Consider the following 15,198-nt stretch of genomic DNA (forward strand, 5'->3'; position numbering starts at 1 on the left):
TGGCAAGCGCATCAGCGACACGAGATCAGACTCAAGCACGGCGCGGACATAACAGAGAGGCGGCGCAAACACAGCGCGCCGCATTGCGTCGCGCCCGCTTCAAAAAGTCAGCACGCTAAGAAAGATTCGCTGCAGCCAACCCATGGTCGTCGCATCGGAGAGCATCCCCACGCCCGCCTGTTCGATGCGTGCATTTGCGACCTTGCTCGAAGCCACGTAGTTACCTGCTTCGATATCCTTAGGATTGATGACGCCCGACAGACGCAGGCGGTCACGGTTGCCGCTCATCGAAATGATTTTTTCACCGGACACGACCAGGTTGCCCGTGGGCATCGTGCCGATCACCGTGACGGCGAGCGTGCCGGTCATGCCGCTCGCGTCGGTCAGGCTGCCCTGCCCTTTGAACTCGGTGCTTGCTGAGCCAACGTTGAAGAGCCTTGCGAGCCGCGCGGCGGCTCCGGTCGAATGATCGGCGGCATCCGCAGTGATGCTGCTTGCCCGGCTTGCCCCTGCCGTCGAACTATTGTTGCCGCTATATGACTCCGACAGTCGAATCGTGAGCACGTCGCCAATGTGCTGCGCGCGCGGCGTCTCGTACAGCACCATCAGCGTGCCAGCCTGGTAGATGGCGCCCTGCGTGTTGACGTTAAGCGGCGCGGACACGAGCGGCGGAGCCATCGGCGTTTCGACGATCGACTTTTGTCCGCCGGCGCAAGCCGATAGACCCACCACCGCGCACATCGCCGCGGAAAAACGAAGCTTAGGCATTGTTTTACTCCTTGGCCTGATCGGCCTCATCTTCGAGTGGTTTGGCTGTCAAGGGCGCATGGCGCCTCAACCGGCTTCCGCATCGCTTGCCTGCCACTGCCGCACGACCGACTTGACCCACGCGTCGGAACCCTTGAGCAGGTAAGTCAGCGTGCCGTTGCGAGTGCCGGGCAAAAAACACAACGTGATCGAACTCACCGCGTTCTCCCATACGTAGACCGGCAGCGCTCCTGGCGCCGACACGTTCTGCGTCGCGTGACGCGGCGGGCCGTAGCGCTCCGCTAGCGCCTCGCGCAAGTCCTCGGCGGTGACTTCGTCGATCACGAACGAGATTTCGTACAGACGCAGCGCGCTTCGTTCTTCGCTTCGTCCCGCGATACGCGCGAAGCGCAGCACGTGCTCGGACGCCGGCGCACCATCGACCACCGCTTGCGACAGCGCCCAACCGTTGTCATCGCGATGTGCCCAGCGGCACGCGACTGTCAAACTCTCGTGCGACTTGAGCCGCATGCCGAGCACGCCCGCCTGCACGTCCGTCTCGCAGACCGGCACGCTGCCGATCGGCGTCGCGCGCACCTTCGAGCCCGCGCGAAATTCGTCGAGCGTGATGCCAAGCGCAATGCCGCGGAAGGCGAACGGCGCGTCCTGCGCGCGCCGTCGCGCGTCGGCCAAAGCGTCCTTCGACGCGGGAGCCGCCGCGCTGGCTTCGCGCGCCGCCGGTTGCGCCGGCACTGTCAGCGAAAACGTGCTGCAAACGAGCGCCAACGCGCAGGCAATCCGTTGGGGATTCATGATTCAGTCGATCGCGGATGAACACATGTCGAACGGGCTGGCCGCCGCATGGCCGACGACCGGGATGATTTTCAGCGTGGCTGAAGTGAGCCTGCAGGGCAGCGCGGCAACGGCGCAGCCGCCGAGCGGCAACAGCACCGCGCCAAGCGCGAGCCACACAGCGGCGCGGATGAAACGCGCAAGGATTTTCGGAGTCGACACGCGGGCCTCGGCAGATCAGGCCGTCGTGTTGACGTGGTGACCGACGAGGCCCGCAGGCGTCGAAGGCTGCGGCTGCGTTGCGGAAGCCTTGGCTTGCGCCGTGCCGCCGGCACTTGCGGAATTGCCTGTAGACGTAGGCTTTTCCGTCGTTTTGGTGGGCGCTACTGCAGAGAAGTGGGTGGAAGTGAGGTTGCCTGGAACTGTCACGATGAGCCTCGCATGGTTTGGCGGAATGTCGGTCTTGCGCCGTCTATGCCGGACAGGGCCGTTAAGCTCTTGCGGCGTGTGGCGCTACGTATTGCAGGACGAATCTTCCCGCCGCCGGGCCCGTGGCGATGCACGAAGAAAGACGCGCTTTCCGGCGGTTCTTACGACCGGTTTCGAACGATTGCCACTACTTCCCGGTGTGCGCAAACTGTTTCCGGAAAGCGGCCTGCGGCATGAGAAGCCGTTCGACGCAATGCGCGACGTTGGCGGCCGCGTGGTCATCGCGTGGTCATCGCGTGGTCATCGCGTGGTCATCGCGTGGTCATCGCGTGGTCATCGCGGCTGCCAGTCGCGTTGCTAAATATGGCCGTGGTGAAATATGCTGTGAGCCTTGGGTGACGGGACTTACGCGCCAACACGCCGATTCCGCGCAGCGTTGGGTAAGCATTGGTAAGAAAACAGTCGGCCGCGCGTTGCGCGCGTCAGTCTAGAATTTCGCCATGAATCCACAGGTCCTTATCGTCGACGACGATCCGGTCGTACGCGATCTGCTTTGCAAGTTCTTGCAGTCGAACGGCTTCGACGCGTCGGTGCTGCATGACGGCACCCATCTCCAGCGCAGGCTCGAGCGCGAACGGCCATCGGTTGTCGTGCTCGACATCATGATGCCGAACACCGACGGCCTGCGCGCGCTCACCGCGCTGCGCGCCGCCGGTGACGACATTCCGGTGATCTTCGTCACGGCGCGCGGCACGGTGGCGGACCGCATAGTCGGGCTCTCGCTCGGGGCAGACGACTATCTGACCAAGCCGTTCGATCCGCGCGAACTGCTCGCGCGCATCCACACCGTTCTGCGCCGCCGCGGCCCTTCGACCACCAGCGCACCCGAAGCGCGCAAACCGTACAAGTTCGGTCCGTTCGAACTGGACTTCGCCACGCGCTCGCTGTCGCGCGCGGACTCGAAGCTCCCGTTGCGCGACAGTGAGTTCGCGCTGCTCAAGATCTTCGTGAACAATCCCTATAAGGTGTTGTCGCGCGTGCTGATTCACGACCTCGTGCATCGCGACAATCTCGCATTCCGCGACCGCAGTCTCGACGTACCGATTTGGCGGCTGCGCCGCGTGATCGAGGACGATCCGTCCAATCCGTGCTATGTGCAAACAGTGCGCGGCAAGGGTTACGTCTTCGTGCCCGACGCAGACGGCACACCGTTCTCCGACGAGGCCGCCGCGACCGCATGAGAAACCCGCTGAACACGCTGTTCGGCAGAATGGCGTTGCTTTCGACGGCGGTGCTCTTCGCGATTCAGGCCGGCTGGTTCGTTCTCGTGGTGATGCAGCCGCCGCGTCATGAAGTCGACGGCTTTGCGCGCGGGCTCGTGCTGGTGCTGCAGGCGATCAACGGTGAGCCGATCAAGGGTGCCGCCCTCGCGCCCGCCATGCGCGTGCATCTCGTTCCGACCTGGAACATGCCGCCGAGCATCCATCTGCACGAACCGACGGAACGTCTCGTCGCCGAATTGGCGCGGCGCCTGCGTGACGATCTCCCGCCCGGCACGCAGACCGCCGTCGACGACCTGCGTCCGCCACAACTGTGGGTGCTGTTTCCCGGCAAGTCGAACTGGGTGGTGCTGCCGGTCGACCTTCCGCCGCCGCCGCGCTTTCTGATCGAATCCGTTTCGATGCTGGCCGCCGCGCTCATCCTGTCGCTCTTCGCGGTCTGGCAGATGCAGCGACCGCTGTCGCGCGTCGCCGATGCCGCGCGAGAGTTCGGTTCGGGCGTCCGGCCACAACCCGTCACAGTGCAAGGTCCGCGCGAACTGCGCGATCTGATCGGCTCGTTCAACGACATGATGCGGCGCCTGAACGAAGCCGGCGACGATCAGGCCGTCATGCTCGCCGGTGTCGCGCACGACCTGAAAGCGCCGCTCACGCGCCTGAAGTTGCGCGCGAGCGTGCTGGTAGAGGAAAGCGAACGTGCGGGCTTGATACGCGATGTCGACTCGCTGACGAACATCGTCCAGCAGTTTCTCGAATTTGCCGGCCAATCCGCCGACGCGGGGCCTGCAGTAGAGGTCGACGAGTTCCTGCGCGAACAGTTTTCCGCGAGCGACGGCTTCGCCGAACACACGGACAGCGGCGACAGCATGGACAGCACTTCCAGCGCCGGGGAGACGCCGCTCTTCGCGCTCCATCTGCGCGCAGGTCCGGCGTTCACGCTGCCGCGCACGCTGCTTGACCGGCTCGTGACGAACCTCGTCGATAACGCTTTGGAACACGGCGCGCCGCCCGTCGACATCGCCACCGAACGCGGCGACGGATATTGGCTCATCGGAGTGCGCGACCATGGCGCGGGCATTCCCGACGAGCGCATTGCCGCGGCGATGAAACCGTTCGTGCGGCTCGACGCCGCGCGCGGCGGCGAAGGCCATTGCGGCCTCGGCCTTGCAATCGTCGCGCGGCTTGCGCACGACCGCGGCGGACGTTGCCATGTACGCAATCACGCGCAAGGAGGTCTGGAAGTGTGTATCGAACTGCCGGCGGCGTCTGCCGCGACCGCATAAAGCGCAGGCTGTTGCCGCGAATGAGCGCCGCGACCGATCCGCTTACGTCACCTTACCGGATCGTCTATCGCGTAGCCGGCGGTCGTATAGTCGGCCCCGGCAACCTCGATGCCGCCCTTCTCAGTCCGCCCGCTTGTTCGGGGCGGATTTTTTTTGCCCACGGTTTTGGGCGCGGGTTTTATGCGCGTATTTGTCCGGCCCCAGCAAATGACTTTCCCTGCGCTCCTCAAACGACAAGCCGGCTGCGCAAACTCTCGATAGCCGACTCCGACACGCCAAGGCCTTCGGTCAGATAGCGCGTCATCGTGCCGTAGCTTGCCTGCACCTGGTCGAATCCCGCCTGCAGATAGCTTTCCTGAACGCCGAGCAAGGGCTCCTGGATCGCGGCGAGCGCATCGCCGTCCTGCGCACGCAAAGTCTCTTTCTGCGACCTGATCGCCTGTGCGCGATAGACGTTGCTCAACAGGTAGTCCTGCATGATCACGTCGAGCGGCACGTTAGCAATGCTCTGCAACAACGCCGCAACCCAACCCGCGCGATCCTTACCGGCGTTCGAATGGAACAGCTGCGCGCCCGCGCCATCGGCCAGCTGGCGCAGCAGCGCGCCGTAGTTCGCCCGCTGCGCGGCGCCGGTTACATAGGCGCGAGCCTCGGACTCCATAAAAGCCGCCGCGCCGCCCGCGGAATTGAAGGCGGGCGTGATGAAGTCGCGAGCGCCAAGCACATTCAACGTCTGCGAGACGGTGACACGCGGCAGGATATCGGCCGTCCGCTCGATCTCGCCTGGCGTGCGCAGATCGAAGATGCTGGCAATGCCGAGACTTTCGATCTCGGTCTGGTCAGCCACGCTGAGCGCGAGCACGTTCGCGCGAAAGAACACGCCTCGGCGCATCGTTTTGCCGTCGGCAGTTGGATAACCTGCGGCTGCGCCTGCGACATCGCGGAAATTGTCGACCGAGGCCAGTCGCGGCGTCTCGCCCTGCTCGCTTTCCAGGTTGCCGCCGCCGCACGCGGAGAGCAGCGAACCGCTGATACCGGACGCCAGCAGCACGCTTGCGGAACCCTTCAGGAATGTCCGGCGCGACCCGCTCGCGGCAAGTTGGCGAGCGGGCACGGCCACGCGCGCAAAGTGGCGGCGAGGTTCCCGGCAGATTTTCGCGGTAGCGGACATTAGGCGATTAGATGTAGCAGGCGCGAGTGTGGGCGAACAATGTGCAGCCGATGCGCTGCGTGCGGAGTGTAACGGTGTTCATTATCTTTTTGGTTACGGCGTATTAGTTCGTAAGCAACGGCTTTCGCGAGCTTTCGTCGTCTTGCATGCATCAGCCGGTATGCCGTCCGGCGTGCGCTCGCCGGATCCGTTTCTTACGCATCTCGTCTGTTATCTACTGCGTACCCTTTGCTGCGATGTTCGCTGCCAATTTTGACCACAACTGGCCGCATGTTGCCTCGTCCCCGTAGAATAGAAACACCTCCCATGAGCCGCCGGCACACAAAAAACCAGGAGAACACAACAAACATGCCTTCTCTCCAATGGTTCACCGAACTGACGCAGCGGGAACGCCGCACCCTGTACGCCGGTTTCGGCGGCTATGCGGTCGATGCGTTCGACTTCATGATCTACTCGTTCCTCATTCCGACGCTGATCGCGACGTGGGGCATGACCAAAAGCGAAGCGGGCATGATCGCCACGAGTTCGCTCATCTCGTCGGCGTTGGGCGGCTGGCTTGCCGGCATTCTGGCCGATCGGTACGGCCGCATCCGCGTGCTTCAATGGACGATCGCCACCTTCGCGCTGTTCACGTTTCTATCGGGCTTCACGCATTCGTTCTGGCAGCTGCTTGCTACACGCACCCTGCAAGGAATCGGCTTCGGCGGTGAATGGTCGGTCGTGACGATCATGATGGCCGAGACGATCCGCTCGCCGCAGCATCGCGCGAAAGCCGTGGGCACCGTGCAGAGCAGCTGGTCGTTCGGCTGGGCGGCGGCGGCCATCGTCTACTGGGCATTTTTTGCGTTGCTGCCCGAACAGTATGCGTGGCGCGCGTGCTTCTGGATCGGTCTGCTGCCCGCGGCCTGGATCATCTACATTCGCCGCAACGTCAGCGACCCCGACATCTATCTGCAGACACGCCGTGCGCGTGAGAGCGGCTTCGAAACTGCGCATTTCCTGCAGATTTTCTCCGGGCCGCACTTGCGCATCACACTGCTTGGCAGCGCGTTGTGCACCGGCATGCTCGGCGGTTACTACGCGATCACCACGTGGCTGCCCACCTATCTGAAGACCGTGCGTCATCTGTCCGTGTTCAACACGAGCGGCTATCTGATCGTGCTGATCGTCGGTTCGTTCACCGGTTACATCGTGGGCGCGATCTTGTGCGACAAGATTGGGCGCCGCGCGTCCTTCATTCTGTTCGCGATCGGCTCGTTCGTGCTCGGCATGGTCTACACGATGCTGCCGATCACCGACGGCATGATGCTTGCGCTCGGATTTCCACTTGGCATAGTCGTGCAAGGGATTTTCGCGGGTGTGGGCGCCTATTTGTCGGAGCTATATCCCAATGCGATTCGCGGCTCCGGGCAAGGCTTCTGCTACAACCTTGGGCGCGGCTTCGGCTCGTTCTTTCCGATTCTCGTCGGCACACTTTCGCAGGGCATGTCTCTGGTGAAAGCAATGGGCATTGTCGCCGGCGCGGGTTATCTGCTCGTGATCGTCGCTGCGTTGTGCCTGCCCGAAACCAAGGGCAAGGTGCTCGGCACGGCCAGTCCTGCTGCCTGACTTTGTCGCTGATTACTGCCGCTGATTCCTGCCGTCTACGCACATGAAAACGATTGTTCTGGGAGGCGGCGTGATCGGCGTCGCGACCGCTTTCTACCTGCGCCAGCAAGGCTGCGAGGTTACGGTGATCGAGCGGGAGCCGGACGTCGCGCTCGCCACGAGTTTCGGCAACGCGGGCGTGATCGCGCCCGGCTACGTGACGCCGTGGGCCGCGCCGGGCATGCCGGCCAAGATCCTCAAGTACCTGTTCAAGCCAGCGTCGCCGCTCATCTTCCGTCCTACCCTCGACCCGGCTCAGTGGCGCTGGATCGTGCGCTGGTTGCGCGAATGCGACCTCGAACGCTTTCGCGTCAACAAGCAGCGGATGCAGCGCATCGCCTATTACAGCCGGGACTGCCTGCACGAATTCCGCAGCCGTCATCCGTTTGATTACGGGCGCAGCCAAGGGTATCTGCAACTCTTTCGCAGCGAGTACGACGTCGAACTCGCGCAACCGGCGCTGGCCGTGCTGCGCGACGCGGGCATCGCGTATCGGGACGTGAGTCCCGCGCAATGCATCGATCTCGAGCCGGGCTTGCGTTGGGCGCGCGCGGCTCCGGTGTCGGGCATTCATCTTCCCGACGACGAAGCCGGCGACTGCGCCCGCTTCACGCGCGAATTACGAGCTATCTGCGAGCGCCACGGCGTGCAGTTTCGCTTCGACACGCGCGTGACATCGCTCGACGTGCAAGGCGGTGCGGTGCGCGGTGTGCGTGTGGAAAGTGAACCCGGCGGACGACCAGGTGTTGCAAACGGCGCCGCTGAAACCGTACAGGCCGATAACGTCGTGGTGGCGCTGGGCGTGGACAGTGTGGCGCTGCTTGCACCGCTTGGCGTGAAGGTGCCGCTCTATCCGGTGAAGGGGTATTCGGCAACGCTGCCCGTGATCGATCATGAGAAAGCCCCGCGGGCCGCGCTCATGGACGAGTCGCTCAAGACAGCCATTACGCGCTTCGGCAACAACCTGCGGGTGGCGGGCACGGCCGAGTTGGGCAACCGGCAGACCACGCTGCGTGAGCAGGCGCTACAAACGCTGATGAAAGTGCTGGATGACTGGTTTCCGCATGCCGCCGCGCCGACGTCCGCGCACTTCTGGGTGGGTCGCCGTCCAATGACGCCCGACGGCGCGCCATTGCTCGGACCTTCGGGCATCGACAATTTGTGGCTCAACCTCGGGCACGGCTCGACAGGCTGGGCGATGTCGATGGGCTCGGCGCGGGTGGTCGCCGATCTGATCACGCAGCGCAAGCCGGAGATCGATCTCGACGGGCTTACGTTGGCGCGTTATGGGAAGTGACGCGGCGAACTGGATCATCTCAAGCAACACATATAAAAAAACCGGGTCACCCTATCGGGCGCCCGGCTCTGTTTTACCGCCTTGATGTGCCTTCTAGCCGCTTCGTGCACCGCTTAACGGCCCACGCCGTCTCCACCTCTTCCTGCAGGCATTAACCGGCTTGTGCATCGCGAACAGCCGTTGCGGCAAACCAGCAGCGACGTTTAGCGCGGCAGGTCCGAATGCCCCATCAGGAAAGCGTCGACCGAACGTGCGCACTGACGGCCTTCGCGAATCGCCCACACTACGAGCGACTGACCGCGGCGCATATCGCCGGCAGTGAACACCTTGTCCACCGACGTGTAGTACGCCTTGTCACCTTCGGTGGTGGCCCGCACGTTGCCGCGCGCGTCCTTGTCGACGCCGAAGGCTTCCAGCACAGGCGACACCGGCTGCGTGAAGCCCATGGCGAGGAGCACCAGGTCGGCCTTCATTTCGAACTCGGAGCCCGGCACTTCGACCATCTTGCCGTCCTTCCATTCGACGCGCGCCGCAATCAGCTTCTCGACCTTGCCGTTCTTGCCTTCGAGGCGCTTGGTCGCAACAGCCCAATCGCGCGAACAGCCTTCCTCATGCGACGACGACGTGCGCAGCTTGATCGGCCAGTACGGCCACACGAGCGGCTTGTTCTCTTCTTCCGGCGGTTGCGGCAGCAGTTCGAACTGCGTGACGCTCTTCGCGCCGTGACGGTTCGACGTGCCCACGCAGTCCGAACCGGTATCGCCGCCGCCGATCACGACGACGTGCTTGCCCTTGGCGAGCAACTGGTTCGGGACTTTGTCGCCGGCATTGACCTTGTTCTGCTGCGGCAGGAATTCCATCGCGTAATGGATGCCTTCCAGTTCGCGGCCCGGCACCGGCAGATCGCGCGGCGTTTCCGAACCGCCGGCTACCACGACCGCGTCGAAGTCTTCCTTCAACTGGTCCGGCGTGATGGTTTCCTTTGCTGTATTGCCGATGTAGGCCGGCAGCGAATCGGCCTTGCCGACGAACACGTTCGCGCGGAACGTCACGCCTTCGGCTTCCATCTGGCGCATACGGCGATCGATCAGCCACTTCTCCAGCTTGAAGTCGGGAATGCCGTAGCGCAGCAGACCGCCAATGCGGTCGTTCTTCTCGAACACCGTCACATCGTGACCGGCGCGCGCGAGTTGCTGAGCGACCGCCAGACCGGCAGGACCGGACCCGACCACGGCAACCTTCTTGCCGGTCTTATGCTTCGGCGGCTGCGGCGCGACCCAGCCTTCGGCCCATGCCTTGTCGATGATCGCGTGTTCGATCGACTTGATGCCGACCGGGTCGTCGTTAATGCCGAGCGTGCATGCCGCTTCGCACGGCGCCGGGCAGATGCGGCCCGTGAACTCCGGGAAGTTGTTCGTGGAGTGCAACACCTCGATCGCCGTCTTCCAGTCCTGTTGAAACACCAGGTCGTTGAAGTCCGGGATGATGTTGTTCACCGGGCAACCGTTGTTGCAGAACGGAATGCCGCAGTCCATACAACGTGCGCCTTGAACCTTCGCTTCGTCGTCGGTGAGTGCGGCGACGAATTCCTTGTAGTGCTTCACGCGTGTGAGCGGAGCTTCATACGCCTCGTGGCGGCGCTCGAACTCGAGAAAACCGGTTGCCTTGCCCATGTGGTTCTCTTCTCTATCTGTATCTAGGGGGTGATCTGAACCCGCCGCAGCGCGCCGTTGAACGGTCGCGCGCGGCAGGAACGGCTAAAGGTGACGTCTCTGTGCGAAAGCAGTCGAGCGGTCTGCGCTCAGGCGGCGAGAACTTCTTTATTCGCCTTCTTCGCTGCCATTTCGCCCAGCGCGCGCTTGTACTCGGTCGGGAACACCTTCACGAATTGACGGCGCGACGCGTCCCAGTTTTCGAGCAGCGCTTTCGCACGCGGCGAGCCGGTGAACTGGAAGTGACGTTCGATGAGCCCCTTGAGCAGCGCTTCGTCGGTCGTGCCGGCGTGCCACAGGCTCTTGTCGACCGTGCGCTCCTGTTCGGCCTGCTGCAGAACCGGCTCGAGCGCGACCATCGACTTGTTGCACTTGCCCGCGAACGTGTTGTCCGGGTCGTACACGTAGGCGATGCCGCCCGACATGCCGGCCGCGAAGTTACGGCCGGTTTCGCCGAGCACGATGACCGTGCCGCCCGTCATATATTCGCAGCCGTGGTCGCCCGTGCCCTCGACAACCGCCGTCGCGCCCGAGTTACGCACGCAGAATCGCTCGCCCGCCACGCCGCGGAAGAACGATTCGCCTTCGATCGCGCCGTACATCACCGTGTTGCCGCAGATGATGTTCTCTTCCGACTTGCCGCGAAAATCGTTCGTGGGACGGATGATGATGCGCCCGCCCGACAGACCCTTGCCGACGTAGTCGTTGCCGTCGCCGACCAGATCCAGCGTGATGCCCTTCGCGAGGAACGCGCCGAAGCTCTGACCCGCAGTACCCTTCAACTGGATGTGAATGGTGTCGTCGGGCAAGCCGTCGTGGCCGTACTTCTTCGCGATCGTGCCGGACAGCATCGCGCCGACCGTGCGATTGACGTTACGCACCGGCTGGATGAACGAGACGTGCTCGCCGCTCTCGATGGCCGCCTTCGACTTTTCGATCAGCGTGTGGTCGAGCGCGCGGTCCAGACCGTGGTCCTGGTCTTCCACATGCTTGCGCGCGACTTCAGCCGGCACTTGCGGCAGATAGAACACGCGCGAGAAGTCGAGACCCTTAGCCTTCCAGTGCTCGATGCCCTTCTTCGTGTCGAGCAGTTCGGCGTGACCGATCAGGTCGTCGAACTTGCGGATACCCAGTTGCGCCATGATTTCGCGCGCTTCTTCCGCAACGAAGAAGAAGAAGTTCACGACGTGTTCCGGCTGGCCCTTGAACTTGGCCCGCAGCACCGGGTCTTGCGTCGCGACGCCGACCGGGCAGGTGTTCAGATGGCACTTGCGCATCATGATGCAGCCTTCGACGACGAGCGGCGCCGTCGCAAAGCCGAACTCGTCGGCGCCGAGCAGCGCGCCGATCACGACGTCGCGGCCGGTCTTCATCTGACCGTCGGCCTGCACGCGGATACGCCCGCGCAACTGGTTCAGAACCAGTGTCTGCTGCGTTTCGGCTAGACCGAGTTCCCACGGCGTGCCGGCATGCTTGACCGACGACAGCGGCGACGCGCCGGTGCCGCCGTCGTGGCCTGCGATCACGACGTGGTCGGCCTTCGCCTTGGCGACGCCCGCAGCGACCGTGCCGACACCGGACTCCGACACCAGCTTCACCGACACGCTAGCCGCCGGATTTGCGTTCTTCAGGTCGTGAATGAGCTGCGCCAGATCTTCGATCGAGTAGATGTCGTGGTGCGGCGGCGGTGAAATGAGACCGACACCCGGCACCGAGTAACGCAGCTTGCCGATGTACTCGGACACCTTGTGGCCCGGCAACTGGCCGCCTTCGCCCGGCTTCGCGCCCTGCGCCATCTTGATCTGGATCTGGTCGGCCGAGGCGAGGTATTCCGCCGTCACGCCGAAACGGCCCGACGCGACCTGCTTGATCTTCGAGCGCAGCGAATCGCCTTCCTTCAACGGAATGTCGACGATCACCTCGTCGCCGATCACGGACTTCATCGTGTCGCCGTTGTTGATTGGAATGCCGCGCAGTTCGTTGCGATAGCGGTTTTCGTCCTCGCCGCCTTCGCCGGTGTTCGACTTGCCGCCGATGCGGTTCATCGCGACCGCCAGCGTGGCGTGCGCCTCCGTGCTGATCGAGCCGAGCGACATTGCACCGGTGGCAAAACGCTTGACGATTTCCTTCGCCGGTTCCACCTCGTCGAGCGGAATTGCCTTGGTCGGGTCGAGCTTGAATTCGAACAGACCGCGGAAGGTCATGTGACGCCTGGTCTGATCGTTGATCAGATGCGCGTATTCCTTGTACGTCTGATACGAATTGCTGCGCGCCGAGTGTTGCAGCTTGGCGATCGCATCCGGCGTCCACATGTGTTCTTCGCCGCGCACGCGGTACGCGTATTCGCCACCTGCGTCGAGCATGTTCGCGAGGATCGGGTTGTCGCCGAACGCGTCGCGGTGCAGGCGGATCGCTTCTTCGGCGACGTCGAAGAGACCAATGCCGCCGACCTTCGACGAGGTGCCCTTGAAGTACTTTTGCACGAGATCTTCAGCAAGGCCGACTGCTTCGAAAATCTGCGCGCCGGTGTACGACATGTAGGTCGAAATGCCCATCTTCGACATGACTTTCTGCAAGCCCTTGCCGACTGCCTTCGTGAAGTTGTAGACCGCCTTTTCCGGCGACAGGTCGCCCTTCAGGCCGGCTGCGAGCTGGCCGAGCGTTTCCATCGCCAGGTACGGATGCACGGCTTCCGCGCCGTAGCCGGCCAGCAGCGCGAAGTGGTGCGTTTCGCGCGCGGAGCCGGTTTCGACGACGAGACCCGTGCTGGTACGCAAGCCTTGCTGCACGAGGTGCGTGTGAATCGCCGCCGTGGCGAGCAGCGCCGGAATCGCGACGTTGTCGCGGTCGGTCTTGCGGTCGGACACGATCAGCATGTTGTAGCCGGACTTGACGGCGTCGACAGCTTCCGCGCACAGCGACGCGAGACGCGCCTCGATGCCTTCCTTGCCCCACGCGACCGGATAACAGATGTTCAGTTCGTACGAGCTGAACTTGCCGCCCGTGTACTGATCGATCGCGCGGATCTTCGCGATGTCCTTGAAGTCGAGCACAGGCTGCGACACTTCGAGACGCATCGGCGGGTTGATGTTGTTCGTGTCGAGCAGGTTCGGCTTCGGCCCGACGAACGACACGAGCGACATCACCATGTTTTCACGGATCGGGTCGATCGGCGGGTTCGTGACCTGCGCGAACAGCTGCTTGAAGTAGTGATAGAGCGTCTTGTTCTTGTTGGACATGACCGCGAGCGGCGAGTCGTTGCCCATGGAGCCAACCGCTTCTTCGCCGGCTTGCGCCATCGGCGCCATCAGGAACTTGAGGTCTTCCTGCGTGTAGCCGAACGCCTGCTGGCGATCCAGCAAAGCGGCGGCCTCACGGCGCTCGGTCGCGACGTCTTCGGCCTTCGGCTCGATCTCGTCGAGCTTGATGCGCACGGCGTCGATCCAGCTCTTGTACGGCTTGGCGTTCGCGAGGTTGTCCTTCAGTTCCTTGTCGTCGATGATGCGGCCGTGTTCCATGTCGATCAGGAACATCTTGCCCGGCTGCAGGCGCCACTTCTTGACGATCTTCGACTCAGGGATAGGCAGCGTGCCCGCTTCCGACGCCATGATGACGAGGTCGTCGTCGGTGACGATGTAGCGCGCCGGACGCAGTCCGTTACGGTCCAGCGTCGCGCCGATCTGGCGACCGTCGGTGAACGCGATCGCGGCGGGGCCGTCCCACGGCTCCATCATCGCGGCGTGGTATTCGTAGAACGCGCGGCGGTTGTCGTCCATCAGCGTGTGCTGTTCCCAGGCTTCCGGGATCATCATCATCATTGCGTGGACGAGCGGGTAGCCGGCCATCACCAGCAGTTCGAGACAGTTGTCGAACGAGGCAGTGTCCGATTGGCCCGGATAGATCAGCGGCCACAGCTTCGGCAGGTCGTCGCCAAGCACGTGCGACGCGATTGCGCCGGTACGCGCGTTCAGCCAGTTGACGTTGCCCTTCACCGTGTTGATTTCGCCGTTGTGGGCGATCATCCGGTACGGGTGAGCCAGTTCCCAGGCGGGGAACGTGTTGGTCGAGAAGCGCTGGTGCACAAGCGCGAGCGCCGAAACGGTGCGCTCGTCCTGCAGGTCGCGGTAGTACACACCGACCTGACCTGCCAGCAGCAGGCCCTTGTAGACGACGGTACGTGCCGACATGGACGGCACGAAATATTCCTTGCCGTGCTTGAGCTTGAGCGCCTGAATGCGGTGGCTCGCGGTCTTGCGGATCACGTAAAGCTTCCGCTCCAGCGCGTCGGTCACCATGATGTCCTTGCCGCGACCGATGAAGATCTGGCGGATCAGCGGCTCGCTCGCCTTGACGGTCGGCGAAATCGGCATGGTGTGGTCGACCGGCACATCACGCCAGCCGAGCACCACCTGGCCCTCGGCCTTCACCGTGCGCTCCAGTTCCTGTTCGCAGGCGAGACGCGACGCGTGTTCCTTCGGCAGAAACACCATGCCGACGCCGTATTCGCCGAACGGCGGCAACGTCACGCCCTGCTTTGCCATTTCCTCGCGATAGAAACCGTCCGGGATCTGGATCAGGATGCCGGCACCGTCGCCCATCAACGGATCTGCGCCGACGGCGCCCCGGTGATCGAGGTTCTCGAGAATCTTCAGGCCTTGCTCGATGATCTCGTGGCTCTTCTTGCCCTTGATGTGGGCGACGAAGCCGACGCCGCAGGCGTCGTGTTCGTTTTCCGGGTCGTACAACCCTTGGGCGGCGGGAACCGGGTGAACCGGTTGCTGGCGATCGTTCATGGGGACACCGTCTGTGAGGGGCCGACAGGCCGTTAAACCGTTTTTCT

General features: G+C 63.3%; 10 protein-coding genes. 4 read left to right on the top strand and 6 right to left on the bottom strand.

From position 1 onward, the window contains the following. Positions 1-99: 99 nt before the first annotated feature. From BCA01S_RS26340 to BCA01S_RS37370, 3 genes are all read right to left on the bottom strand, one after another. A complete protein-coding gene (locus BCA01S_RS26340; RefSeq protein ID WP_425176918.1) occupies positions 100-741 on the bottom strand; it encodes a flagellar basal body L-ring protein FlgH in 642 nt (213 codons plus the stop codon). A 93-nt stretch (positions 742-834) separates the two neighbouring features. Then, positions 835-1,560: a hypothetical protein gene (locus BCA01S_RS26345; protein WP_027779486.1), complete on the bottom strand. Its 726-nt coding sequence runs from the start codon at positions 1,558-1,560 to the stop codon at positions 835-837. 3 nt (positions 1,561-1,563) lie between these two features. Then, positions 1,564-1,731, bottom strand: coding sequence for a DUF6726 family protein (locus BCA01S_RS37370; RefSeq protein ID WP_341807758.1), 168 nt, complete (start codon positions 1,729-1,731; stop codon positions 1,564-1,566). A gap of 737 nt (positions 1,732-2,468) precedes the next feature. Here BCA01S_RS37370 and BCA01S_RS26360 point away from each other — a divergent pair. Beyond that, positions 2,469-3,209 carry a response regulator gene (locus tag BCA01S_RS26360; RefSeq protein WP_027779488.1) on the top strand — a complete coding sequence of 247 codons (741 nt, stop codon included), beginning with the start codon at positions 2,469-2,471 and terminating at the stop codon, positions 3,207-3,209. Further along, positions 3,206-4,531: an ATP-binding protein gene (locus BCA01S_RS26365; RefSeq protein ID WP_027779489.1), complete on the top strand. Its 1,326-nt coding sequence runs from the start codon at positions 3,206-3,208 to the stop codon at positions 4,529-4,531. Before BCA01S_RS26360 ends, BCA01S_RS26365 begins: the two co-directional genes overlap by 4 nt. A gap of 226 nt (positions 4,532-4,757) precedes the next feature. Here the strand turns inward: BCA01S_RS26365 and BCA01S_RS26370 are convergent, their stop codons facing one another. Further along, positions 4,758-5,702, bottom strand: coding sequence for a tyrosine-protein phosphatase (locus BCA01S_RS26370; protein WP_027779490.1), 945 nt, complete (start codon positions 5,700-5,702; stop codon positions 4,758-4,760). A 348-nt stretch (positions 5,703-6,050) separates the two neighbouring features. On the opposite strand from BCA01S_RS26370, the gene BCA01S_RS26375 reads away from it, so the two are divergent. Both BCA01S_RS26375 and BCA01S_RS26380 read left to right on the top strand, forming a co-directional pair. Beyond that, complete coding sequence (locus BCA01S_RS26375) at positions 6,051-7,310, top strand: MFS transporter (protein ID WP_027779491.1); 1,260 nt, start codon at positions 6,051-6,053, stop codon at positions 7,308-7,310. 43 nt (positions 7,311-7,353) lie between these two features. Then, positions 7,354-8,646 carry a D-amino acid dehydrogenase gene (locus tag BCA01S_RS26380; protein WP_027779492.1) on the top strand — a complete coding sequence of 431 codons (1,293 nt, stop codon included), beginning with the start codon at positions 7,354-7,356 and terminating at the stop codon, positions 8,644-8,646. 203 nt (positions 8,647-8,849) lie between these two features. On the opposite strand, the gene BCA01S_RS26385 is transcribed toward BCA01S_RS26380, so the two are convergent. Together BCA01S_RS26385 and BCA01S_RS26390 are read right to left on the bottom strand one after the other, a co-directional pair. Next, complete coding sequence (locus tag BCA01S_RS26385; RefSeq protein ID WP_027779493.1) at positions 8,850-10,319, bottom strand: glutamate synthase subunit beta; 1,470 nt, start codon at positions 10,317-10,319, stop codon at positions 8,850-8,852. Between the two features lie 128 nt (positions 10,320-10,447). Further along, on the bottom strand, positions 10,448-15,151 hold the full coding sequence (locus BCA01S_RS26390) for a glutamate synthase-related protein (RefSeq protein WP_027779494.1): 4,704 nt from the start codon (positions 15,149-15,151) through the stop codon (positions 10,448-10,450). Positions 15,152-15,198: the final 47 nt, after the last annotated feature.

The organism is Paraburkholderia caledonica NBRC 102488 (assembly GCF_000685095.1).
GTDB lineage: Bacteria > Pseudomonadota > Gammaproteobacteria > Burkholderiales > Burkholderiaceae > Paraburkholderia > Paraburkholderia caledonica.